Here is a 23,038-nt window from a genome sequence, read left to right as displayed (position 1 = left end):
GAGGAGGCTATCCAAGACCGCGTCGCCCTTTCGGTGCGGGGTGCCGATTGAATGATGATCTCGGTTTGGCCTTTGCGGTCCGCGACCGGGACGGCGGTGCATTCTGCCCGGTTAGAGTCGATGAGGCTTCGTTCGCGAACCGTCGGGGCCGACTGCCCGTTGCCCGATTAGCGCTGGAGCCGGCCCCTGGTGGCGAGCACGCCAAGGTCGGATGAGATGCTCCGCACCGCAGTCGCCGACGCTGGAGCATGAACAACCGCCGGTGCCGTCAGGGCCGATAACATCAACGTCGGTTTTCGGTTCCAACGTGCTCCAGTCCTGCGGAACGTGGGACACCTTCTCTTTAAGGGAAATGATTCTCTTCAACGGGTGACTCCGCCGTGATCGGGTGGATGGGCCGGGCGAACGCCTCGGCCCATCCGGATGGAGCCTCAGGGGAGGCGGATGGGCTTGAGTTCTTCGAAGCGGTCGCCGGGGCCGGGGTTCTCCGCCGGCGATGAGCCGCCCAGCTGGTTCATCACGCCCCACACAGCGTTCAGGCCTGTGGTGACGGCTCCGTCGGCCCAGCCTCCGGTCCAGGAAACGTCATCGCCTGCGAGGAAGATGCCGCGGTGTTCCGGCGGGTGGCCTTCCTGCATGAAGTGGGTGTAGAGCCGTTCCTGGTAGCGGTAGTGGCCTGGGAGGTTGTCACTGAAGGCGCCCATGAAGTTGGGGTCGTCCTCCCAGGAGACAGTGATGGGGTCGCCGATGATGTGCGAGGCGATGTCCACCGTGGGGTAGATCTGCTTGAGGGAGTGCAGCATGAGCCGCACCCGTTCGTCGGCATCCAAGGGGAGCCACTTGAGTGCGTCGTCGTTCCAGGTGTAGGACAGGCAGATCAGCGAGGGCTGCTCCGGGCCGTTGTCCAGGAGGTAGGTTCCGCGGGTGAGCCTGTCTGTAAGGGTGGTGCTCATGACCTGCCGTCCTGTTTCGGGGTCGATGTCCTTCCAGAAGGGCCGGTCCACCACCACGAAGGTCTTGGACGACTGCATGTAGTGGCTGCGTTCGATCGCGGTCCAGAGTTTGTGGCTGAAGAGCGATTCGTCGACGTCGATGCGCGCCGAGAGCAACCAGCTCTGGCACGTGGCGATGACCGCCGGGTATTCGGCAGTTCGTCCCCAGCGGTCCGTGACGGCGATGTCGCTGGGGGCGCCGCCGTCGTTCTTCACGCGCGCGACGGCGGCAACGGCGCCGCGGGGGTGGCCGCCATGTAGCGACGCCAGGCTGGTGCCCGTGGGCCAGTGGGTGAGGTTTTCCGGTGCATGCTGCCACAGGCATTCGGGGACTAGTTGCGCTCCTCCGATGATCCGATGCTGGTCTGCGTCTGCGTCGACGTAAACCACCCTGAGGATTTCCAGGAACGAGTCGGGGAAGTTGGTGTCCCAGCCGCCGGTGCCGAAGCCGACCTGGCCGAAGGCTTCGCGGTATTCGAAGGGCAGAGCGGAGAAGGCTTTGGAAGTGGCGAGGTAGCCGGAGAAGGAGACGTCGTCGAACTTCGGGACCAGTTCGTTCCAGAGTCTCTTGATGGTGGCCAGGTCGCGGTTCCGGATGGCGTCCTGCATCGCCGTGAAGTGGGCGCGTTCCTCGAGGCAGTCGTCCCATGCTGCGGCGACGTCGCCGAAGAACTGGGGGAGGTCCGCCGCGGTTTCGGCGTAGTGCGCCCGGCCACCGAGCTCGATGACAGTGCTGCCCGCTGCCGGCGTCAGCGGATTGGGAAAGGGCTGGGTTTCGATCCCCACCTTGTCGGCGTAGTGAAAGAAGGACCTGCCCGAGCGGGGGAAGCGCATGCCGCCCAGGTCCGCCACAGGTCCGGCCTGACCTTCAGGACGGCCGGCACGGAGGCGGCCGCCGATCCTCGAGGATTCGTAGATGACCGGTTTGAGGCCCATCTTCATCAGCTCGTACGCTGCCACCAGCCCGGACAAACCGGCCCCGATGACGGCGATCTCAGTGCCGTGCATATGTTCCGGCACCGCCCCGAGGCCGGCCGGGTGCGTGAGGTAGTCGTCGTAGGGGAACGGGAAGTCCGGGTTGAGCATGGTGATGGGGGGCGCCGCCGGGACGGACCCTGCTGCGGGGGTTGTTGCTGCGATGGTCACTGCTGTCCTTACAGGTGTGAAGAGGGGATGGATTGCGTGAAGCGGGCCAGGTAGTCGGTATCCCTTCGGGCCTCAACCAGGGTCTGCAGGTCAATGTCGGCGACGATGAGTTCGCCGTCATCGGCTGCTGCCGAGAGCTGCCGGCCGTAAGGGTCGGCGATGGTGCTAAGGCCTGCGAAGTTTGGTCCGGCGTGGTTGGCGTAGGCGATGAAGAGCTGGCTTTCGAGGGCGCGGGTTGGGACCACCATGGCGGGGATCAGCCGCGTGTCAAAGGGCTGGCCGCCGGCGTCGTCCGTGGCACGCAGCGGAACGGCCGTCGGCACGCACAACAGCTCGGCGCCCGCCAGTGCGGTGGACCGCACGAACTCGGGGAACTCGACGTCGAAACAGATCCCCAAGGCGATCTTGAAGCCGCTGAATTCGACGACGGCGGGCGGCTCGGTTCCGGGCGTGAACACCGATTTCTCGTCGGCGCCAAACAGGTTCTGCTTGCGGTAGCGGGTCAGCTCCGCGCCGTCGGGGCCGAACAGGGAGGCGCTGATGTAGTGCCTGCCGGCCTCGTGTTCGACCGTGGAGGCCACCAGCGCGATGCCGTGGCCCGCGGCGACAGCCGCGAGCTGCTGCCGGTGCGTTGCGCCGTCCGTGCCGTGGACCAGGGTCGGGGCGTAGCCGCTGGCGAACAGCTCGGGGGTGACGAGCAGGTTTGCGCCGCGTTGCCGGGCTTGCTGCGCCCGGGCGGCGATGCGCCGGATGTTCTCCGCTGCCGAGTTGACCAGGCCGGTGGCCTGCAGGACCGCTACACGCAAGCCGGGCTGGCGCGCTGCTGTCATTTCGCCCCGTCGAGTTCGCCGCGGCAGAGGCGGGCGACGACTTCGGTAAGCATGTCCACCCCGGCGCAGGCGTCGTCGTCGTGCGTGAACTCGCGCTCGTTGTGGGAGATGCCGTCCACGCTGGGGACGAAGAGCATCACGGTGGGGACGATGTCTTTCATGTTGATGGAGTCATGACCGGCGAGGGTGAACACGGGTGCGTGGCTGAGCTCGAGTTTGTCGGCGCATTCGCGGGCGAGGTCGACGCCGGCGGGCTGGTACGGGTTGAGGCCCCAGGCATGTGATTGCTGGACGTCGATGGTGACGTTGGCGTCGGACTCGATCCGCGTGATGCCCTCGTGGAGCAGCTTCTGGGCGGCGGCGAGGACTTCCTCGTCGGCGCTGCGCAGGTCCATCACCAGGTCCACCCTGGACGGAACCACCACGGGCGAGTTGGGGTAGACATCGAGCTGGCCGACGGAGGTGTGCAACACGGCGCCGGAGAAGGCTTGGGCGGTTTCCCGCAGCAGCACCACCAACATCGAAGCGCCGAGCAGGGCGTCCTTGCGGTCGGCGATGACCGCCGAGCCGGTGTGGGCCTGCTCGCCGTGGACCGTGACGCTGTATTTGGCCGCGGCCCAGCACGAGTGGACCAGGCCGATGGTGATTCCGGTGTCTTCCAGGGACCGGCCTTGTTCGATGTGGATCTCCGCGTACGCTGCCGCGGTGGGGCCCGTGCCCGTGCCCAGGTGGCCGATGGCTTCCAGTGCCTGGGCCACAGTGGTTCCTTGTTTGTCCTGGATTGCGAGGGCCTCCTCGACGGGGAGTTTGCCGGTGTACACGGAGCTGCCCATCATGGACGGGGCAAAGCGGCAACCTTCCTCGTTGAACCAGTCCACCACCGCCAGGTTGTACTTTGGCTCCTCGCCCGGAACGGTGGATTCCGCAAGGCGCCGTCCGGCATGCAGAGCGGCCGCGACCCCGTAGGCGCCGTCATACTTGCCGGCGGTCGGCTGGCTGTCCAGGTGGGAACCGACCAGCACATAGGGCGCACCGGGCGTCCACTCGAGGAGGGCGAAGACATTGCCGGTCCGGTCGACTTCGGTCCTGAACCCGTACTGGGCGGCCAGGGAGGTGAACCAGGCTCGGGCCTGCGCGTCGGCCGCGGTGGCTGCCTGGCGGTCCACGCCGTGCCCGGGGGTTTCTCCGATGGCGGACAAGCTCCGGAAATCGCGCAGGAACGCCTGCGCGTCGGCTGTCGTGGTGGTGCTTTCAGCGGTACTCATGGTGATCAGCTTTCCTTCGGGTCGTTCTTAACAGGACTGGAGAGGAGCGGGAGTACATGGCTTCCCGGGTTGACGAGAGCGAGTTCGTTGACGCGTTTCCTGACGGCGAACCAGCCGATCGCCAGTGCAGGGATGAAGATGACAAGAGCTGCCACCGTGTAGGTGCCCACCGGGAAGTCGAACAGCATGAGGACCAAGACTCCGCCCAGGAAGGACAGCGTCAAGTAGGACGTCCAAGGAGCACCCAGCATCCGGAACGACGGGCGCTGGATGAGTCCTTTCTTGGACAGTTTGTAGAGCTTGAGCTGGCAGAGGACGATGGTTCCCCAGGTGCACAGGATGGCAAGGGCCGTTGCATTCAGGGCGATTTCGAAGGCCATGGCAGGGACCACTGCGTTCAGTCCGACCCCGAGCAGGGTGATGGCAGCGGTGAAGAGGATTCCGCCGTAGGGGACGCCGCCGCGGCTCATGCGCTCCATGAATTTGGGGGCTGCGCCGGTTTGTGCCATGGAGCGGTAGATGCGGCCTGTTGAGTAGAGACCGGCGTTGAGGCTGGAGAGGGCCGCAGTGAGGACCACGAAGTTCATCACGTCGCCCGCGCCGGGAACCCCAATGGCCGCAAAGAATGTAACAAACGGTGATTCGCCGGCTTTGTAGGCGTTGAATGGCAGCAGCATCGCCAGCAGGGCCGAGGATCCTACGTAGAAGATAGCGATACGGAAGATGACGGCGTTGACGGCTTTGGGCATGACCTTGTGGGGGTTTTGCGCCTCGCCGGCGGCGACGCCGATGAGGTCGATACCGGCGTAGGCGAAGACGATGCCCTGGACGATCACGATGGCGGGGAGCAGGCCGTTCGGCAGTAGTCCGCCGTTGTCTGCGATCAGGGAGAGACCGGGGCTGTGTCCCGCTACCGGGAAGTTGCCGGCGAAGAAGATGCCGCCGACGAGGAGGAAGGTGACCAGGGCGCCGACTTTGATGACTGAGAACCAGAATTCGAGTTCGCCGAACAGCTTCACTGAGATGAGGTTTACCGCGGTGACGACACCCAGCGCGGCGAAGGCCAGGACCCACTGGGGGACGCTGCTGAACGCGGTCCAATAATGGAAGTACACGGCGATGGCTGTGATGTCCACGATGGCCGTGAGGGCCCAGGAAATGGCGTACACCCAGCCGGAAACATAGGCAGCCTTCTCCCCGTAAAATTCCCGCGCATAGGAAACGAACGATCCGGAAGAGGGGCGGTGCAGCACCAGCTCGCCAAGAGCCCTCAGGACAAAGAAAGCGAAGACGCCACAAATGGCGTAGATGATGGGGAGGACCGGGCCCGCGGAAGCCAATCGGCCGCCTGCACCGAGGAACAACCCTGTTCCGATGGCACCGCCGATGCCGATCATCTGGATCTGCCGGTTGGAAAGGCCCTTCTTATAGCCTGCTTGTTCGTCCACGCGGACCGCCGTTGGTCGCTCCTGGACTGGATCTGCTGTGCTCATGGAAACTCCTGGATGTGATTGCCGCCACTGGGCGACAGGAATCGATCATTCCAGCGGATTCGACTCCCGCCAATGACAGGGAGCAGGAGAAAGGGGACCAAAAATTGGATGAAAGTACAGTGCTTTTTGCGCAAGCCAGAGCCATGCTATTTGTACGTCACACGTGGAGGGGAAGAACTTGATCGAAGACGCACAGTGGCAGCGGATCATCGAACGTTTGGCCGGTCAGGTGCCTGAACTTGCGGAGAATTTCCTGGGCCGGATTCTCCTGGATCCGGCCTACTCGGAATCCGGGCTCACTTTGGAAGACTTGAGGAGCAGCAGCGAAAAGTGCTTCAACGCAATGCTTGAGTCCTTGGCCAAGGGCGGCACGGACATGACTTCATTGGAGTTGCTGGCTGCTGAGCTGGGCGCCAAGCGCGCGCAGCAGGGGATCCCCTTGGAGAGTCTGGTGCGGGCTATCCGGACCGACTTCTCGGTGCTCTGGGAGGCGCTTTCGGCACCGTCCCTTGGCGTCAATCCAGGGCTGCTGGTCCGCAAGACAGAACTGGTCTGGCAAGTAGTGGACACCTTTGCGGTCCGCGTCAAGGAAAGCTATGTCGCAGAGGCGGAGGATCTTGAGACAGCGACCGCGGATTTGCAGCATCAGTACCTTACGAAGCTCCTGGCAGCTGCCGAACCGTCGCCGTCGGACATGCTGCGCATAGCGGGTGCCCTCAAGATCGACCCTGGCGCCGAATTCTTGGTGGCCGCCATCAGCAGGGACGACAGCCTCACGCTACGCCGGCGGCTGGGGAGTTTGTCTGCACCGCGAGCCGTAGCGGGGTTCGCCTTCGACCAAGGGCACCACACGATCGTGATTCTGCAGCGAAAGCAAGGCCTGCGTCTCGGCCTGGCGTTTGACGAGCGCGCTCTCTTCGAAGGACTCGCCGCCGGCGTCGCCCCCATTGCCCAGGGCATCGCCGGCGTCCGCATGGCGGTCCTTGCCGCACGGGAAATCATGGCCGACCTTGCGGTGGGTGAAACCGGTGTTTTTCGGCTCGAGGATCGTTGGGAGTCCGTGACGCGTTATCGTCTGGCGCAAGTAGGGTGTGATCCGGCCTTTCTTGTGGACCCTTATCTTCGCCGCTGCTCACCGGGGGAGCGGGAACGATTGTTGGAAACGGTCACGGTCTTTCTGGACTCCGGTAGCCTCTTGGAGACCTCCGCGATCCTCGGATGTCATCGGAATACGATCGTGAATCGCTTGGCGTCCTTCGAAAAGTACACCGGGCTTGATCTTCAGAAGCCCCGCGGGGCTGCTATTGCGTTTCTGGCGCTGTCCAAGCTGCGGAGTCCTGATTCAGGCCGGCCGGCGATTTTTGCAGCGCGGCAATAGCTACGGTGGAAGCGCACTTTCCTGCTCCATGGCGACTGCTCGGAGTTGCGACGCGCAGCGCGGCGTCCTTCTGTCGTTCGCCCCGACGGCGGGACGTTGACCAGGATCGAGTTAAGGGCCTCACCGGACCGTATCCTCAAGGGCGAGGATCGTATCGAGTGACTCGCCGGCGGCGATGCGCGCCAGGATTGCCGGTTCGGCAGCATCCGAGGCTGCGGCCAGGTCCACGACGGCGCTGGCCGCCTCCCCGCTCAGCACCAGAACACCATTGCTGTCCGCGAGCACGAAGTCACCGGGATTGACTGTGACGCCGCCGCACTGGACCGATTCGTTCACGGCCGAGCCGGTGCCGTAGACGCGCTTCGTGGTGAGGGACGAGGTACCGCGGGCAAAGACGGGGAGCGCCGTCTGCCGCAGTTCCAGCAGATCGGTCGCCACACCATCCACGACGACGCCTGCGGCGCCTTGCGCTTTCGCCGCGGCGACCGTGACGGCTCCCACCGGCGCATGCCGGTGGTCGCCGGACATGTCCACCACCAGAACGCTGCCGGGAGTCAGGGCAAGCAGCGCGCGGCTCATGGCGATGGCGTCGTTGTCGACGATCCGGACGGTGACGGCCGGGCCGGCAATCTTGACGGCGTCGATCCCGTCCTCCGTCAGCGAGTGTTCCAGTAGCGATTGGATGGCCGGATCGACAAATCCGTTCTCGAGGAAGTGACCGATCGTGGGGTAGCTGACCTCGGCAAGCCGCGCCAAAAGGCCTGCCGAGGACAGAAGCTCCGCCGTGGAAGCCTGGCTCATGAGAGCACCGCTACGCATTCAATCTCGAGGGAGACTCCCCAGAGGCTCACGCACACCGAAGTGCGCGCGGGCATCGCCGGGCCGAAGTACTCCGTGTAGACGCGGTTGTACTCCTCGAGTTGGTCCTTGCTGGTCAAGTACGTGTTGACCTTGACCACGTGCGCCAGGCTGGAACCCGCTGCTTCCAGTACCGTACGCAGGTTTTCGATGGTCTGCCGGACCTGCCCTTCGAAGCTCTCCGCTTGGTCATCCAGGCCCGTGATGGCCGGGATCTGGCCGGAAGTGAACACGAAACCGTTGGCGATGACCGCGTGGGAGAAGGGCCCGACGGCGGCCGCCTGGCCAGGAATCTCGGCGAGCCGGGTGACGCTGGCCGGATGCGTGGTGATCCCGGCCGCGTTAGTCGGTAGGGAATCGCTCATTTCGCAGCCGCTTCCACAGCATGCACGGGGGCCTCGTCGACGGCGTCGATGTTGCCGTGACGGGTTTCGGTCAGGACGAACAATGCCGCCAAGGACATCACTGCCGCGGCCGTGATGTACCAAGCAATCGAGGAGCTCTGGTGCGTCATGCCCAGGAGCCAGGTGGTGATAAACGGGGTAGCGGCGCTGCCGAGGAGGCCCGAGAGCATGTAGGCCACGGACAATCCGGAGTAGCGGACCGTGGAGCCGAAGAGTTCGGCCAGGAATGTGGCGATCGGTCCGTAGTTGGCAGCGAAAGCCGTCATCATTCCGAGGTATGCGACAAACAGAAGGGGGACGGATTTGGTGTCCATGAGCCAGAACATGGGGAAAGCGAACAGAGCCTCAGCTGCCACTCCGGCATAGATGATGGGCTTGCGGCCGTACTTGTCCGAGAGCTTTCCGAAGAAGGGGATGAGCACAAAGCACAGTGCGCAGGCTGCCAGGACAACCCAGAGCATGAGGCTCTCCGAGTGACCGAGGTCTTTCTTGCCGTAGGAAACACCGGAGGCAACCAACAGGGTGAAGGTGCTGCCGGTAGAGAGGGTGGCGATGCCGCCGAGGACAACTTGCTTCCAGTACTTGGCCATGAGGGTGGCAAAGGGCATTTTTGCCTTGGCACCAGCGGTCTTGACGGCCTGGAACGATGGGGTTTCCTCGATGTGGAGGCGGATGTAGATGCCGACAGCCACGAGGAGGCAGGATGCGAGGAAGGGGATGCGCCAACCCCAGCTGAGCAGCGCGTCCGAGCTGACGGTGGAAGCGACGATCAGGAACGCGACGTTGGCGACCAGGGTGCCTGCGGGAACACCTACCTGGACGAGGGAGCCGTAGAAGCCACGGCGCGCGGAAGGAGCATGCTCAACGGTCATGAGTACCGCGCCGCCCCATTCGCCGCCCAAGGCCAGGCCTTGGATGACGCGTAGCAAGAGCAGCAACAGCGGCGCCATGATGCCGATGCTGTTGTAGTCAGGCAGCAAGCCGATGGCGAAAGTTGCCGCTCCCATGGTGAGCAGGGAGATCAGGAGCATGGATTTGCGGCCGAGCCGGTCACCGAAGTGGCCGAAGATGATGGCGCCCACCATGCGGGCAATGTAGGCGGACGCGAAGGTGCCGAAGGCCAGCATGGTGCCGACAATCGGGTCGAAGCTGGGGAAGAAGATCTTGTTGAAGACCAAGGCGGACGCTGTTCCGAACACGAACAGGTCGTACCACTCGACGGTGGTGCCGATGACGCTGGCGAGGGCAATTTTGCGCATCTTGGCCAGGTCAAGCCTGGCTGCGGACGCGGAGGCGGTATCTGCCGTTTGGGCCATGAGAAGCTCCAGATGAGTATGGGGCGAGTGCCCGGGTGAGGATGCAGATAACTATCCTGTGTTGCGTACCACAGTTCAATGGTGGAATTTCCATCAAAAAACGGCAGAAAGTGTGTGTTCACACAACGGCCGCCTTCCGCCGTTTCCAGGCCCAGCCTCAGGCCCAGGCCACCACCAGCCTGGCCGCTTGCGCCGGCACGGCCAGATCGATGCCCGTGAGCTCCTGGAAGCGGTTGAGCCGGTTGAGGATGGTGTTCCGGTGGCAAAACAATTCCTGCGCCGTGGTGGTGATGTTGCCCGTATGGAGGAAATTGCGCACCGTCTCGGTCAGCCGCTCGCGCTCGCCGTCGCGGCACTCCGAGAGGGCGGACTCAAGATCGGCCCAAAGGTCCAGGCCCGCGTCCTGGAGTTGCTGCTTGGCGAGCCGGGCCCACGCTGCCGCGGCGGTCAATGGACCTCGGTCCGCCGGGTGGAGCAGCAAAGCGAGGCGCTCTGCCGTCCGGGCTGCGGACGGCAGGGCGCGCAGGCCCGAAAATCCCTCGACATAACCGCAAGGTATTCCGGTGATGGCAGCTGGAATGTAGGCCGGTCCTTCGTCTTGCTGGGCTGCGCCGCCGGATCCGGTGCCATGGGCTCGGGGCAACGCCCAGAAGACGTAGGTGCTGCCGCCGAATTCGTGGACGTAGAGCCGTTGGGACGGTTGGAGCCAGCCCCCTTGGGTGGCAACCGTCCGCAGTTTCGATGCTGCGTCCCCACTCGCTGCCACGATGGAGAACCTTGCTTCCGGGTCCGTGACCAGGGCCGCCGCGGCCTGGCTGATGGTGTCTGCCGATAGCTCGGACTTGCTGAACAGCCGGGCGATGAACTCCCGGCGGATGTTTGATTCCTCCTGGGCCATGCGGACCCGCTCGCTCGAATAGCTGGAATGGGTTTGGGTGGCAAACTCATCCACCACCCGCCACACCTGGTCCACACGGGACGTCAGGAGCACGGCGTCCTCCGCATCGGCGATTTGCCGGAGATCTGCCCAGAGAATGCTGAAATCCAGGCGTACGGCTGAAATCAGGGCCTCTGGCGAAATGCCGGCACGCGCCCGTTTGGCACCCAGTTCCGAGGCGAAACGCGCCAGCGAATCCTGGCTGCCGTGGGAGTTCGAATGGCGGAACCTCTCGTCCCGCAGTCCGTCGATAAGGCGCCGGAAAGTTTCACGTGCTGTGCTCCGCAATTCCGGCGAGCTCACCCTGTTGTCGGCATATTCGGGGATCTCCTGGACACGCGTCACGAAGAGCTCGACGAGTTCCTCCAGCCGCCCGTGCAGCCCTTCCACCAGCTCTCCCCATCGCGCGGTGTCGCCGGCATTCTCTCCATTGTGCATTCACACATTCTACGACCGATTTTCCGTGGCGCAGAGCTAGTTTTTTTGGGTGGATCTACTGGCACTATGGAAGTAGTCACTGCCGCGTGAGGCCAATCACAACCGGCGGTTCCCCGGTTTTCACGGCATCGTTCGAATCTTTTGGAGTAATCATGGCCAGCAGCGCAGGCAGCGCCCCCACGGATCTGACCCCCGGGACGCCCCGCACAGTCGACGAGAGGGTTACCAGGAAGGTCGCCCTCGCCGCCCTCGTAGGCACCGCATTGGAGTGGTATGACTTCTTCCTCTTCACCACGGCGGCAGCATTGGTGTTCAACGCCCAATTCTTCGTCTCGCAGGATCCATTCGTGGCGGCGATGGGCTCTTTCGCCACGCTCGCCGTCGGGTTCGTAGCCCGTCCTATCGGTGGATTCATCTTCGGCGCCCTCGGCGACAAAGTAGGCCGCAAGAAGATCCTCATGGTCACCATCGTCGGAATCGGCGTCGTCACCGGCCTGATCGGCTTGCTGCCGAACTACATGACGATTGGCCTGGCAGCCCCCATCCTCCTAGTGGCCCTGCGGATCGTCCAGGGGCTCGCCGTCGGTGGCGAATGGAGTGGCGCGGTGATCATCGCCGTCGAAAACGCCCCGGTTGCCAAGCGGGCCCGCTACGCGGCGCTGCCTCAGATCGGCTCTCCGATCGGGACCATCCTGTCCTCGGGAGGCTTCTTCGGCATGCTCTTCCTGGTGGGTCAGAGCAACTTCGACGCGTGGGGCTGGCGCATCCCGTTCATTGCAGCAATCCCGCTCCTGGCCATCTCCATGTGGATCCGCAGCAGGCTCAGCGAGTCGCCTGAATTCGAGGCCCTCATGGAATCCGGCGAGACCGAGCATGCCCCCATCCGCGGCGTGCTGAGCAACAGCTGGCGCCAAATTCTGGTGGGCATGTGCTCGGCACTGCTCGGCATCGGCGGCTTCTACCTCATCACCAGCTTCGTGGTCTTCTACGGCACCAAGGTCCTGAAACTGCCGTCCGAGCTGCTTCTCCTGGGCACACTCCTCGCGGCCGCACTCGAAATCGGGGCTTTGGTCTGGGCTGGCAGAATGGGCGAAAAGTTCGGTGCCAGCAAAGTCATCTTGTGGGGTGGCGTGGCCTCGGCCATCATTGCGGTCCCTGTCTTCCTTGCCATTGACAGCCGCAACCCCGTCCTGGTTGTCGCCGGAATGATGATCGGGGTTGCCGTCCTGTCCATCCCGTATGCCGTCTCGGGCACGGCACTGACGGCACTGTTCGACACCAGGGTCTGCTACACCGGCGTCGCCATCACTTCCAATACCGCAGGCGTCATCTCCGGTTTTGTGCCGCTGATCGCTACGGCGCTGGTGGCCGCCAATGGCAACTCGTATTGGCCGGGCGCCATCATTCTCCTGATTGTTTCCGTACTGACCGCTCTGTCCGGCATCTTCCTGCCCGGCTTGAGCATCAAAGAAGAAGGAATGAAGCATTGAGCACCACTACAGCAGGCCACCTCATCGTCGAGCAGCTTGAACGCGCAGGCATCAAGCGGGTCTACGGCGTCCCCGGCGAGAGCTACCTGGACGTCCTGGACGGCCTCCACGACTCCTCGATCGAGACCATCGTGACCCGCCATGAAGGCGGAGCAGGGTTCATGGCGCTGGCCGAAGGCCGCCTCACGGAACTCCCCGGCGTCGCCATGGTGACGCGCGGCCCCGGCGCCGCCAACGCCTTCATCGCCATCCATACGGCGCACCAGGACGCCACACCCATGATCCTGTTCGTGGGCCTCATCCCCGTGGCTGACCGTGGCCGCGAATCCTTCCAGGAATTCGACATCAACGCCTGGTTCGGCAGCACCGCCAAGAAAGTCGTGACTCTCGACGACGCCGCTTCCGCCGCCCGTCTGGTGGACGACGCGATCTTCACGTCGCTCAGCGGACGCCCCGGGCCAGTCGTGATCGGGCTCCCCGAGGACGTGCTGGTGCACACTATTGATGAAGGCACCGTCGAGCCGCGCAGGGTCGCCCGTCCCGGTCCCTCAGCTGCGGCCTTGGCCGAACTGGAAACGCGTCTCGCCGGAGCCGCCAAGCCGCTCATCGTGGTGGGCGGCGAGGGTTGGACCCAGGAATCCGGGGACGCGCTGGCCGCCTGGGCGGCACGCCACAGCGTCCCGGTCGTGGCCGATTTCCGCGCCTACGACGCCGTCCCGCACAGCAGCGAGTCCTACGCCGGTTTCCTGGGCTACGGCCGCAGTGACGCCACTGCGGCGCTTCTTGACGACGCCGACCTGCTCGTTTTCCTCGGCTGCGTCCGCGGCGACGTCCTCTCCGACGGTTACACCCGCGGCCTCAATGCCGCCACGGTAGTGATCAACCCGGATCCTGACCTCCTCGGTCACTTCGGCCGGGTGGACCAGCACATGACCGTCGACGTCTCGGCGTTCTCCCTGGCCATCGCGGACACGGACTCGGCCGTGCGGCCCGCAGCAGGCTGGTTCCAGGATGCCCGGGCAAATTACCTCAAGTTCTCATCGGCCCAACCTGACGGAGGCTCGGCAGTGGATCTCGGCGTCGTGATGGAGATCCTCAAGCAGGAGATGGACGACGACGCCGTCCTCACCTTCGGCGCGGGAAACCACGCCCTGTGGCCTGCCCGCTACCTGAAGCACAACAGCGCCAACTCCCTGGCCGCTCCCCGCAACGGAGCCATGGGCATGGGAATCCCGGCCGCCGTTGCCGCATCCCTGGCCTACCCTGGCCGACAGGTCATCTCGGTGGCCGGCGACGGCTGCTTCATGATGAACGGCCAGGAAATCGCGACGGCGATGGGCCACGGCGCGCAGTTCGTCGTGCTGGTGGTGGACAACGGCATCTTCGCCACCATCCGCGAGCACCAGGAAGCCCACTACCCGGGACGCCCGTCCGGCACGCACATGACCAATCCGGACTTCGCGGCCCTGGCCCGCTCCTACGGCGGCTACGGCGAGCGCGTGGACAGGGCGGACGACTTCGCAGCCGCGTTCCGCCGTGCCGTCGATTCCGGCCTCCCGGCCGTGCTTCACCTCCCGCAGGACCCCACCACCCGTTCCCCCAAGAGCAACTGACTGGAGCCCCACGTGATCACGCTCAAGAACATCATCAACGGCCAAGCGGTGGACGCCCCGGCGAGCCTGCCCTTCTTCGATCCCAGGACAGGTATCCAGATCGGAACCGCCCCGGATAGTGACGCAGCCGCCGTCGACCTCGCCTTCCAGTCCGCTGCCGCGGCTTTCAAGAGCTACAAGCGCACGACGCCGGGCGAGCGCCAGGCGCTGCTGTTGCAGCTCGCGGACCTCATCGAAGCCAACGTGGACCGGCTCCTGGACGCCGAGGTGGCGTGCACGGGAAAGCCGCGGGCCGTGACCCGCGAACTGGAGATCCTGCGCGGCGCCGACCAATTGCGCTTCTTCGCCGGAGCTTGCCGCGTGGTGTCCGGCACCGCGTCCACAGAGTACGTGCAGGGCTTCACGTCCACAGTCCGACGCGAACCGCTCGGTGTGGTCGCCCAGATTACTCCGTGGAACTACCCGTTCATGATGGCCATCTGGAAGATCGGGCCGGCGCTGGCGGCGGGAAACACCCTGGTTTTGAAGCCCGCGGACACCACCCCTTGGTCCACCGTGATCCTGGGCGAGCTGGCCCAGCAGGTGTACCCGGCCGGCGTCGTGAACATCGTCTGCGGAGGCCGTGAAGCCGGTGCTGCGATGGTGGACCACGAGATCCCCGAGATGGTGTCGATCACCGGTTCCACCCGGGCGGGCGCCCAGGTCATGTCCGCTGCGTCCAAGACGCTGAAGGATGTCCACTTGGAGCTAGGCGGAAAGGCGCCGGCGATCGTTTTCGCCGACGTGGATATCTCCCGCACAGCGCAGGAAATTGCCCTGAGCGCATTCTTCAACGCGGGCCAGGACTGCACCGCCGTGACCAGGGTGCTCGTTCACGCGGACATTCACGCCGAGTTCGCCAAAGCCCTCGGCACTGCGGCCGCCGCGCTGACACTCGGGGATGACGCCTCGGACCTCGGGCCGCTGAACAGCGCCGCGCAGCTTGAGCGCGTGGAAGGCTTCATGACCCGGCTTCCGGCAAACGCCACCGTGCTGTCGGGCGGCAAGCGCACCGGCGCGGGGTACTACTTCGAACCGACAGTGATCGACGGCGTCTTCCAGACTGATGAGGTGGTGTGCGACGAGATCTTCGGCCCCGTGGTCACAGTCCAGCCTTTCACCACCGAGGAAGAAGCGCTTGAGCTGGCCAACGGAACCAAATACGCGCTGGCCTCCAGCGTTTGGTCCGAAAACCACGGAGTGGTCACCCGCGTGTCCAATGAGCTCGACTTTGGCGCGGTGTGGATCAATTGCCATCAGGTCATTCCGGCCGAGGCGCCGCATGGTGGTTTCAAGCACTCCGGCACGGGCAAGGACCTCTCCGTCTTCGGGCTGGAGGACTACACCCGGATCAAGTCCGTCACCACCTCGCACCGCTAGGCCACTGGTATGAAACTCGAGCTGCTGCTGCGCAACGCGGACATCATCACCATGGACCCGGACCGTCCCAGCGCCCGCACGCTGGGTATCTGGAACGGCCTCGTGGTGGGACTCGATGAAGACCTTGACGGCCTTGCCGCCGCAGAGATCCTCGACCTCGGGGGCGCCACCGTCACGCCCGGCTTCATCGACGCCCACTGCCACACCACGTGGTTCGGGCTGGGACTGGCCGAGCTGGATGTGTCCAAGGCGCGGGGGCTGGAGGAGTTGTACGGACTGTTGGAAGCTGCCGGCCCGGCTTCCGGCACCGACCCCGACGCTGGCGTCAAGGCGGCGTCCTGGCTCATGGCCACGGGCTTCAGCCAGCAGCGGCACGGCGGCGAGTTCCCGGACATCCGGGAACTTGACCGCATCACGGGCGAGCGGCCGCTTTTCATGCGGCACAACTCCGGGCACATGGCAGTGGTCAACACAGCCGCGCTGAGGCTGGCAGGTGCCGAGTCGCCGTCGTACGCAGATCCCGACGGCGGCGTGATCGTCCGCGACTCCGGGGGGAGGCCCACGGGACTCGTTCAGGAAACGGCGCAGGCACTGATCCAGCAGTTGATCCTGCCGTATTCGATCAATCAGATCGAGGCGGCGTTGGAGCGGGCCACGCGGCACTACGCCTCCGAAGGCATCACGAGCTTCACCGAGGCGGGCGTGGGCGGCGGCTGGATCGGCCATAGCCCGGTGGAATTCGCGGCATATCAGCGGGCGGCCGCCAACGGCAAGCTCCATGCACGCGCCCAGGTCATGCCCGTGCTGGACGTATTGCACCGGCTTGACGGCCATGGCGACGACGGTTCCGGTCACGGTCCCGCGGGCCTGGATTTGGGCATGACCAGCGGATTCGGCGACGAATACCTCTCCCTGGGCCCAGCCAAAGTCTTCCTGGACGGCTCGCTCCTCGGCGAAACCGCCGCGGTCAGCCGTGAATTCTGCAGCCACGGGCAGAAGGACAACAGCGGCAACAGGGGCTACTTCCAAGCCGAACCCGCCCTCCTGCGGGAACGGATCGAGGCTGCCTACGCTGCCGGATGGTCGATTGCGGCGCATGCCATCGGAGACCGGGCTGTTGATCTCGCGATCGACATCCTTGCGGATTGCGACGCCACGTACGGCCCGCGCACCATGCCGAACCGGATAGAGCACGCCTCCATGACCAGGCCGGAACAGCTCGGGCGGCTCGCCGCGGCCGGGATCGCAGTGACTCCTCAGTCCAGCTTCTTCCACGACGGCGGCGACGGCATGGCCGCGTCGCTCGGTCCGGAGCGACTGCCCTGGGCCTATCGCGCGTCGTCGTTCCTGTCCGCAGGAGTGACGCTGGCCGGAAGCTCCGACCGTCCCGTCGCGGACGGAAACGTTCTGCGCGGCATGCAAGCCTTCGTGGACCGGAAAACCTCCTCCGGCGCAGTGTTCGGCAACCCGTCAGAACGGCTCACTCCGTACGAGGCACTAGCCGCCTACACCACGGGAGCGGCCGCCGCCACGGGAACGTCGGCCGTGAAGGGCTCCCTGGCTCCGGGCAAACTTGCCGACTTCACCGTCCTGTCAGGCTCGCCGCTTCGCGCCGGCAGAATCGCGGAGCTGGACGTCCTGGCCACCGTCGTCGGGGGACGCTTCACCCACAACACTTTGACCGCACTTCAACACAATTCATAGATTCAGCACAGTTCATAGGGGAACCAATGACGTCCACCACCAGCTTTACCGCCCAGGACACCGCATTTGTCCGGGACTTCCAGACCATGAGCGCGTTCGGGTCCACCGCGAACGGCGGGGTGGACCGGCAGGCCGCCAGCCATCCCGACGGCGAGCAGCGGCACTGGCTCACCGGCTTGCTGGAAGCCCGCGGCCTCACCGTCCGCTTCGACAGCGTCGGCAACCAGTGGGGTCTCTATGAGGCCGTGCCCGGAGCTCCCTATGTTGTGGTTGGCTCGCACATGGATTCCCAGCCGACGGCGGGACGTTACGACGGCGCATACGGTGTCCTGGCCGCCGCGCACGCCGCATTCCGGCTGGTTGAGCAGTGGAACGCGCCCGGAGCTGAGGCACCGAAGTTCAACATCGCCGTCGTGAACTGGTTCAACGAGGAAGGCAGCCGCTTCAAGCCCTCCATGATGGGGTCTTCCGTGTACACCGGAAAGCTCCCGCTCGCGGCGGCGTTGGCCACCACGGATGCCGCGGGGATTTCCGTGCAGGATGCCCTGGACGCCATCGCTTGCCGCGGTTCATTCGACGGACCCAAGGCGGCATACTGCGCGGAGATCCACATCGAACAGGGTCGAAGCATGGAACGGGAAGGCATTACGATCGGCCTGGTGTCGTCCAACTGGGCAGCCAACAAGTACGAGTTCGTGGTCCACGGCGAGCAGGCACACACTGGCTCCACCGTCATCGCGGACCGCAAGGACGCCCTTTTGGGAGCCTCGATGCTGGTGGTTGCCGCCCGCGAGATCGCCAACCGCTTCCCAGGAGTGCTGCACACCTCGGTGGGACAGCTGAACGTCTACCCGAATTCGCCCGTTGTGGTGCCGTCCAGGGTCAACTTGCTGCTGGACCTGCGAAGTGCCGACGAATCCGTCCTCGCCCAGGCCGATGCCCTGCTGCACGAACGCATCGCGGAAATCGAGGCGCTGGCCAACGTTTCCGTGGAACAGCACCACTCGCACTCGTGGCCGGTCACTCCTTACCAATCCGAGGGCGTAGAACTCGCCGCCAAGGTTGCCGCCGACCTGGGGCTGTCCAACAAGGAAGTCATGACCCTGGCCGGGCACGACTCCACCAACATGAAGGACATCGTTCCCACCGTGATGCTCTTTGTTCCCAGCGTGGACGGCATCTCCCACAACGAGCACGAATACACCAAGGACGAGGACATCGTGGCAGGCCTGGCGATGCTCACCGAAGTAGTGAGACGCCTCTGTGATGGCGTGTTGGAGGACTAGGGCCGAGACCGGGCGCACCGCGTTCTCCCCTCCGCGGTGCTCTGCGGTGACCGTCCGCGAAAAGTGGCGGGAGCTCGTCCCACACCGCTGGGAAGAGGCTTTCGGCGCCGAGCGCCTGGACCTGACGACCGGTGAGAACTGGGAGTTCCTCGGCACACGGGTGGCGAAGCGCAGTGCGGTGCCGGAGTCTCTGTAATGGTGGAAAAGGGTGTACGGGCTTCCCGCTGACCTGAACACGGCCGGCCTCAGGCGTTTTCTGTCAGCAGGGTCAGGTTTGTAGGTTCCGGGAAGGCTGCTGCGCGACCGTTAGCGTCTGGGCAATGGCCATGACGCGCTGTTCCACGCTGGCATTGGGCGGCGCTGCCACCTTGATCGCCCGGAACCCGGTTTCGGACAGGGGTCCGGCAGCTCGCAGGCACTCTTCTATCCGCCCAATGGTCAGTAGCGAGCCAGGCTCAAGGAGTTCATCTGAACGGATGGTCGGGTCGGAAGCCCCGGACCGGGCTGATTCTGGCGGGGCGGGCGGTACGTGGACATCAGCCCAGGCAGGACCATACCTCGTGTCAATGCTCGAGCACCCGGAAAGTACTACCCCGCCCAGAAGTCCACGTTCACGAAGGTAGGTTATGTGTTCGTGCCCGGCCTCTGGTCGCCGCTGCTCGATGACCGACCGCCCCCAGTTGACCACCATGCCGAAAGGATGACCTGTGGCGTCACCTGCCCGCTGCACAGCCTCTGCCTCCGCTTCAAGGGGAAGGAAGCCTTTGGCGGGGGCTTGGCCTGATATCAGGGCGTCGCAGTGTTCCAGGACGAGGCGGGCACCGGCCGTGTCCCGGCCAGCCAGTTCGGTCAGCGAGGCTTCAAGCGCGGCAGCCGACGCGGCATCTTTGGCGGCTACCGGGGCAGCATGCAGCTCGAGGGCGACGACGGCGGGCCTCCCCAACTGCCCGTTCAGGCGCTTCACCGACTCCAGCGCATCCTGGACAAAATCCAGCGCCGACCTCCGGCCGGAGGCGGACGTTGAAGCGAGGCCGAAGCTCTGGTCGGCCTGCACCCTGGCCATGGTCCCGGGGATCGTCGTCACCACGAAGCACGCATCTTCCGGGAGCTGTCGCAGGAACCAGGCTTCATCCTCTTTGTGCAGCTTCCCCGAGAAGGGAATTTCCAGGCCGGCCACACCGTCCAGGGCAAACACGGAAGCCAGGAAATTTCCTTCAGCGACGGGATCCCATCCCGTCAGGCTTGGGTGCCGCGGCGTAGGCGCCAATGAAGTAGGGAGTTCTTTCCGGGCTTGTCAAAGGCATCATGGTCTCCATGGGTTTGTGGCCGTTAGCGGCTGACGGGCTCGCGTGTCTGCAGCATCGGAAGCTCGTGTCGGCGGGGGAGGCCTTCCCAGTCACCAGGAACGAGGCAAGCAAATGCGCCGGTTGTCGTGGCGGTAATGAGCCTGTCCTGTGGTTCCCGACCTGCCACGAGTTCAGCCAGGTATCCGGCGACGAATGCGTCGCCGGCGCCAACTGTGTCCACGGTGTCGACGGCTACTGCCGCTTGGCGGAATATTGTGCCCTCGATGAGGGCCACCGAGCCGTCCGCGCCGAGCTTTATGACGGCCTGGTTTGGACCGAGCGCAGAGATGCGCCGGGCGAGCTCCTCCGGGTCGCCCGCGCCGACCGCGATCGCGGCTTCATCGTCGCCCGCGAACACGATGTCGGCGAGCGGGATGATGTCCCGGTAGACACTTCGTGCAGCTTCCGGTGACCACAGGTTTCCGCGGTAGTTCAGGTCAAAGGAGACGGTCACGCCGTGGGCACGCGCCGCGTCCACCGCATACCTGAGGGTTGATTCCGCCTGCGTCGAAAGCGCGGGTGTAATACCGGTGACGTGCAGCAAGGCAGCTCCGGACACCAGTTGTTCGTTGATGTCCTCCGGCGTGATCCTGGATCCGGCGCTGCCGGACCGGTAGTAGCTGACGCGTTGGGTGGCGGGCGTCCGGCGTTCCTTGATCATTAGCCCGGTAGGGGCGAAAGGGTCGACGGCGGCCCGGACGTCAACGCCTTCGGCGCGGATCTCCCGCTCCACCAAGGTGCCCACCGAGTCAGCTCCCACGCGTCCGCACCAGACAGCCTGTACGCCGAGCCGTTGGAGCCCGATGGCGACATTTGATTCCGAGCCGCCGATGCCCAGGCTCAATGTGGATGCGTGGGCGAGAGGCCCCACCTGGTCCGTGCGCATCAGCGCCATGGTTTCGCCGAAGGTGAGTACGTATGGGGCGTCGTTCATCGGGCTGCTCCGAGCTGGGCTGCTGTCTGGTCCACCAGGTCGCGGACGCGCCGCGCGCGGCCCTTGAGTTCCTGGAGGTCGCCGCCTTTGAAAGCATCACCCAGCAGTGGGCCGCCCAGGCTGACCGCAAGTGCTCCTGCCCGGATCCAGGCGGGGACGTCGTCGATGTCCACGCCGCCGGAAGGGATGACCTGGATGTCAGGGAAGGGCCCGCGCAGCTGTGAGACATAGCCGGGACCCACGGTGGAGGCGGGGAACACCTTGACGGCTGTGGCGCCCAATGTCCAGCCGGCATGGAGTTCGGTGGGGGTAAGGCCGCCTGGGTAAACGGGTGTGCTGCGGCGGACGCAGGCGGAAATAATGTCCGGATTGGTGACGGGAGTGACGATGTAGGCCGCGCCGAGGTCCAGGGCAGTTTCTGCTTCGGCGGCCGTGGTGACGGTTCCGACGCCGACTTCCAAGGCGTCGCCGAACCTTTCCTGAAGGCGGGGAAGTTCGTCCCATACACCTGGCGTGCTCAAGGTCAGTTCGATGCTCCGTACCCCGCCCAGCTGGAGGGCCTCGATGATCGGGGCGTACTCGGAAGCATGGCTGGCACGGAGGACGGCCACAACCCGGGTTGCGCTGAGGATCGCTGATGGGGCCGGGCGGAGAAGAGTGCCCTGGTCATCGAGGCGCTGCATTGAATTTCCTTCTGGTCAGATGTGCGATGGTGACGTTCCCGACGGCGGCGCGTGCCGCCGTCGGGTGTTCAAGGGTGCTATTTGGCGTGCTGGGCTGCCGTCGCGGCGGCGCCCGCACCGGCCGCGGCCGTGATCATTTCGCTGTGGTGCCGGGCGTCTTCGGGGTCGGTGAGGTCGCGGTTGAGCGTTTCCGGCGTGAGACGGGTTGCGATGAAGCTGACCACCATGGTCAGCGACATGTAGATGGCGACCGGGATCCAGGAGTTGCTGAAGAGCCCCAGCAGCCCGGCGCAGATCATTGGTGCGACACCGCCGCCGATGATGGAGGAGAATTCGCGACCCAGGGTGACGCCGGCGTAGCGGTAGCGGCTGCCGAAGATTTCGGGGAAGTAGCTCATATGGACGCCGACGACGCCCTGGCAGGCCAGCATGAAGCCCACGATGATCACCAGGACAATGGCCACGGGGGACCCGGTGGTGAGGAGCATGAAGGCCGGTGCCGGAAAGAGGACCAGTGCCCCGGTGATGAGCGAGACGACGCGCCGGCGGCCGATCTTGTCTGACAGGATTCCGAAGGACACGGCCGCGACCCCGCCGCACAGTGCACCAATGAGGAGGACCGGGGGGATGAACTTGGGGTCGGTTCCGACGACGGTGATCAGGTAGGAGGCCATGAACACCTGGATGGTGTAGGACTGGGTGCTAACGCCGAGGTTCATGAGGATGACCCGCAGGACGTTGGCCTTGCCGTTCTTGGCGACTTCCTTCAGCGGGGCCGGGGGGACGGTACGGGCCTGCTTGATTTCTTCGAAGACGGGGGACTCGTCGAGCTTGCGCCGGATGATCAGGGCGGCGATGGTGACAAAGATGCTGGACAGGAACACCAGCCGCCAGCCCCAGGTGAGCATGTCGTTCGGCGCGAGGGATTGGGCCGCGATCCATACGAGAGCGCCGAGGGCGGTCCCGGCAGCGGCGCCGACCATGATGAGTGAGGCGATCTTGCCGCGGGTGCCGGGCGCGGCGGATTCGGTGAGCAGTGTGGCGCCGCCGGACTGCTCGGCGCCGGCGCCGAAGCCTTGGGCTGCGCGGCAGACGCAGAGCAGGACCGGGGCGAAGATGCCGATCTGGCCAAAGGTCGGCAGGAGCCCGATAGCCAGCGTGGCGCCGCCCATGAGCAGCAGGGTGACCACCAGAACCCATTTGCGGCCGAGCCGGTCGCCGAAGTGGGAGAAGAAGATCCCGCCGAGGGGGCGGAACAGGAAACCCACGGCGAAGGTGGTGAAGCTGGCGATCAGGGCCGCCGCCGGGGAGACGTTAGGGAAGAACAGTTTGCTGAAGACCAGTGCGGAGGCGGTGCCGTAGATGACGAAGTCATACAGTTCGAGGGTTGTGCCGATGAGGCCGGCCACGGCTGCCTTCCGGACCTTGCTTTGGTCAACGTTCCCCGGGGGGACGTGCGCTGCTGTGGTCATTTCCATACTCCTTTGAATGGATGCCTGCTGTGTT

Annotated in this window: 19 protein-coding genes; 7 read left to right on the top strand and 12 right to left on the bottom strand. The window is 64.9% G+C overall.

The window, feature by feature from the left end; all coding sequences use genetic code 11:
• Positions 1–431: 431 nt before the first annotated feature.
• The 4 genes from QRN45_RS09835 to QRN45_RS09820 all read right to left on the bottom strand — a co-directional run bounded on the left by QRN45_RS09835 (position 432) and on the right by QRN45_RS09820 (position 5,726).
• The gene (locus QRN45_RS09835; protein WP_284763194.1) at positions 432–2,078 is read right to left on the bottom strand and encodes a flavin monoamine oxidase family protein; all 1,647 of its coding nucleotides are present in this window, start codon (positions 2,076–2,078) and stop codon (positions 432–434) included.
• Positions 2,079–2,146: 68 nt separating this feature from the next.
• A complete protein-coding gene (locus QRN45_RS09830) occupies positions 2,147–2,968 on the bottom strand; it encodes a nitrilase-related carbon-nitrogen hydrolase (RefSeq protein WP_284763182.1) in 822 nt (273 codons plus the stop codon).
• On the bottom strand, positions 2,965–4,233 hold the full coding sequence (locus QRN45_RS09825) for a M20 family metallo-hydrolase (protein WP_284763181.1): 1,269 nt from the start codon (positions 4,231–4,233) through the stop codon (positions 2,965–2,967). Before QRN45_RS09825 ends, QRN45_RS09830 begins: the two co-directional genes overlap by 4 nt.
• Positions 4,234–4,238: 5 nt before the next feature.
• On the bottom strand, positions 4,239–5,726 hold the full coding sequence (locus QRN45_RS09820) for an amino acid permease (protein WP_284763179.1): 1,488 nt from the start codon (positions 5,724–5,726) through the stop codon (positions 4,239–4,241).
• A gap of 178 nt (positions 5,727–5,904) precedes the next feature.
• On the opposite strand from QRN45_RS09820, the gene QRN45_RS09815 reads away from it, so the two are divergent.
• Complete coding sequence (locus QRN45_RS09815) at positions 5,905–7,104, top strand: RsbRD N-terminal domain-containing protein (protein ID WP_284763177.1); 1,200 nt, start codon at positions 5,905–5,907, stop codon at positions 7,102–7,104.
• A 120-nt stretch (positions 7,105–7,224) separates the two neighbouring features.
• Here QRN45_RS09815 and QRN45_RS09810 read toward each other — a convergent pair whose 3' ends face one another.
• From QRN45_RS09810 to QRN45_RS09795, 4 genes are all read right to left on the bottom strand, one after another.
• Positions 7,225–7,905 carry an RraA family protein gene (locus QRN45_RS09810; protein WP_284763175.1) on the bottom strand — a complete coding sequence of 227 codons (681 nt, stop codon included), beginning with the start codon at positions 7,903–7,905 and terminating at the stop codon, positions 7,225–7,227.
• Entirely contained in the window at positions 7,902–8,327 is a 426-nt protein-coding gene (locus tag QRN45_RS09805) for a RidA family protein (RefSeq protein WP_284763173.1), read from the bottom strand. Before QRN45_RS09805 ends, QRN45_RS09810 begins: the two co-directional genes overlap by 4 nt.
• Positions 8,324–9,682 (bottom strand): MFS transporter, encoded by a 1,359-nt coding sequence (locus QRN45_RS09800; RefSeq protein ID WP_284763171.1) that lies wholly within the window; start codon positions 9,680–9,682, stop codon positions 8,324–8,326. Before QRN45_RS09800 ends, QRN45_RS09805 begins: the two co-directional genes overlap by 4 nt.
• A gap of 157 nt (positions 9,683–9,839) precedes the next feature.
• On the bottom strand, positions 9,840–11,057 hold the full coding sequence (locus QRN45_RS09795; RefSeq protein ID WP_284763170.1) for an RsbRD N-terminal domain-containing protein: 1,218 nt from the start codon (positions 11,055–11,057) through the stop codon (positions 9,840–9,842).
• A 152-nt stretch (positions 11,058–11,209) separates the two neighbouring features.
• Here QRN45_RS09795 and QRN45_RS09790 point away from each other — a divergent pair, with 152 nt between their 5' ends.
• From QRN45_RS09790 to QRN45_RS09765, 6 genes are read left to right on the top strand one after another with little or no spacing between them, the layout of a single operon-like run.
• Positions 11,210–12,547, top strand: coding sequence for an MFS transporter (locus QRN45_RS09790; protein WP_284763169.1), 1,338 nt, complete (start codon positions 11,210–11,212; stop codon positions 12,545–12,547).
• Positions 12,544–14,160, top strand: coding sequence for a thiamine pyrophosphate-dependent enzyme (locus tag QRN45_RS09785; protein ID WP_284763168.1), 1,617 nt, complete (start codon positions 12,544–12,546; stop codon positions 14,158–14,160). Before QRN45_RS09790 ends, QRN45_RS09785 begins: the two co-directional genes overlap by 4 nt.
• Before the next feature lie 12 nt (positions 14,161–14,172).
• Positions 14,173–15,579, top strand: coding sequence for a gamma-aminobutyraldehyde dehydrogenase (locus tag QRN45_RS09780; RefSeq protein ID WP_284763167.1), 1,407 nt, complete (start codon positions 14,173–14,175; stop codon positions 15,577–15,579).
• Between the two features lie 9 nt (positions 15,580–15,588).
• Positions 15,589–17,283 (top strand): amidohydrolase, encoded by a 1,695-nt coding sequence (locus QRN45_RS09775; protein WP_284763166.1) that lies wholly within the window; start codon positions 15,589–15,591, stop codon positions 17,281–17,283.
• A gap of 26 nt (positions 17,284–17,309) precedes the next feature.
• Positions 17,310–18,569 carry a M20 family metallo-hydrolase gene (locus QRN45_RS09770; protein ID WP_284763165.1) on the top strand — a complete coding sequence of 420 codons (1,260 nt, stop codon included), beginning with the start codon at positions 17,310–17,312 and terminating at the stop codon, positions 18,567–18,569.
• A 46-nt stretch (positions 18,570–18,615) separates the two neighbouring features.
• Positions 18,616–18,765 carry a hypothetical protein gene (locus tag QRN45_RS09765; protein WP_284763163.1) on the top strand — a complete coding sequence of 50 codons (150 nt, stop codon included), beginning with the start codon at positions 18,616–18,618 and terminating at the stop codon, positions 18,763–18,765.
• A 72-nt stretch (positions 18,766–18,837) separates the two neighbouring features.
• On the opposite strand, the gene QRN45_RS09760 is transcribed toward QRN45_RS09765, so the two are convergent.
• From QRN45_RS09760 to QRN45_RS09745, 4 genes are all read right to left on the bottom strand, one after another.
• Complete coding sequence (locus QRN45_RS09760) at positions 18,838–19,836, bottom strand: DUF4862 family protein (protein ID WP_284763162.1); 999 nt, start codon at positions 19,834–19,836, stop codon at positions 18,838–18,840.
• A 62-nt stretch (positions 19,837–19,898) separates the two neighbouring features.
• Positions 19,899–20,849: a sugar kinase gene (locus tag QRN45_RS09755; RefSeq protein WP_284763161.1), complete on the bottom strand. Its 951-nt coding sequence runs from the start codon at positions 20,847–20,849 to the stop codon at positions 19,899–19,901.
• Positions 20,846–21,532 carry a bifunctional 4-hydroxy-2-oxoglutarate aldolase/2-dehydro-3-deoxy-phosphogluconate aldolase gene (locus QRN45_RS09750; RefSeq protein ID WP_284763159.1) on the bottom strand — a complete coding sequence of 229 codons (687 nt, stop codon included), beginning with the start codon at positions 21,530–21,532 and terminating at the stop codon, positions 20,846–20,848. The genes QRN45_RS09755 and QRN45_RS09750 overlap by 4 nt, the downstream gene beginning before the upstream one ends.
• A gap of 77 nt (positions 21,533–21,609) precedes the next feature.
• Entirely contained in the window at positions 21,610–23,004 is a 1,395-nt protein-coding gene (locus QRN45_RS09745) for an MFS transporter (protein ID WP_284763158.1), read from the bottom strand.
• Between the last annotated feature and the right edge of the window lie 34 nt (positions 23,005–23,038).

Source organism: Arthrobacter sp. efr-133-R2A-63 (genome assembly GCF_030209795.1).
In the GTDB taxonomy this organism is placed as follows: Bacteria; Actinomycetota; Actinomycetes; order Actinomycetales; family Micrococcaceae; genus Arthrobacter; species Arthrobacter bambusae_A.
This window is presented reverse-complemented; position numbering and strand designations above follow the sequence as displayed.

What these genes read in the sequence shown, in the direction of transcription:
- QRN45_RS09795 (WP_284763170.1), bottom strand. Translation starts at nt 11,057, where the DNA reads ATGCACAATGGAGAGAATGCCGGCGACACCGCGCGATGGGGAGAGCTG.
- QRN45_RS09750 (WP_284763159.1), bottom strand. Translation starts at nt 21,532, where the DNA reads ATGCAGCGCCTCGATGACCAGGGCACTCTTCTCCGCCCGGCCCCATCA.
- QRN45_RS09825 (WP_284763181.1), bottom strand. Translation starts at nt 4,233, where the DNA reads ATGAGTACCGCTGAAAGCACCACCACGACAGCCGACGCGCAGGCGTTC.
- QRN45_RS09770 (WP_284763165.1), top strand. Translation starts at nt 17,310, where the DNA reads ATGACGTCCACCACCAGCTTTACCGCCCAGGACACCGCATTTGTCCGG.
- QRN45_RS09820 (WP_284763179.1), bottom strand. Translation starts at nt 5,726, where the DNA reads ATGAGCACAGCAGATCCAGTCCAGGAGCGACCAACGGCGGTCCGCGTG.
- QRN45_RS09810 (WP_284763175.1), bottom strand. Translation starts at nt 7,905, where the DNA reads ATGAGCCAGGCTTCCACGGCGGAGCTTCTGTCCTCGGCAGGCCTTTTG.
- QRN45_RS09745 (WP_284763158.1), bottom strand. Translation starts at nt 23,004, where the DNA reads ATGACCACAGCAGCGCACGTCCCCCCGGGGAACGTTGACCAAAGCAAG.
- QRN45_RS09755 (WP_284763161.1), bottom strand. Translation starts at nt 20,849, where the DNA reads ATGAACGACGCCCCATACGTACTCACCTTCGGCGAAACCATGGCGCTG.
- QRN45_RS09805 (WP_284763173.1), bottom strand. Translation starts at nt 8,327, where the DNA reads ATGAGCGATTCCCTACCGACTAACGCGGCCGGGATCACCACGCATCCG.
- QRN45_RS09775 (WP_284763166.1), top strand. Translation starts at nt 15,589, where the DNA reads ATGAAACTCGAGCTGCTGCTGCGCAACGCGGACATCATCACCATGGAC.
- QRN45_RS09790 (WP_284763169.1), top strand. Translation starts at nt 11,210, where the DNA reads ATGGCCAGCAGCGCAGGCAGCGCCCCCACGGATCTGACCCCCGGGACG.
- QRN45_RS09830 (WP_284763182.1), bottom strand. Translation starts at nt 2,968, where the DNA reads ATGACAGCAGCGCGCCAGCCCGGCTTGCGTGTAGCGGTCCTGCAGGCC.
- QRN45_RS09800 (WP_284763171.1), bottom strand. Translation starts at nt 9,682, where the DNA reads ATGGCCCAAACGGCAGATACCGCCTCCGCGTCCGCAGCCAGGCTTGAC.
- QRN45_RS09835 (WP_284763194.1), bottom strand. Translation starts at nt 2,078, where the DNA reads ATGCTCAACCCGGACTTCCCGTTCCCCTACGACGACTACCTCACGCAC.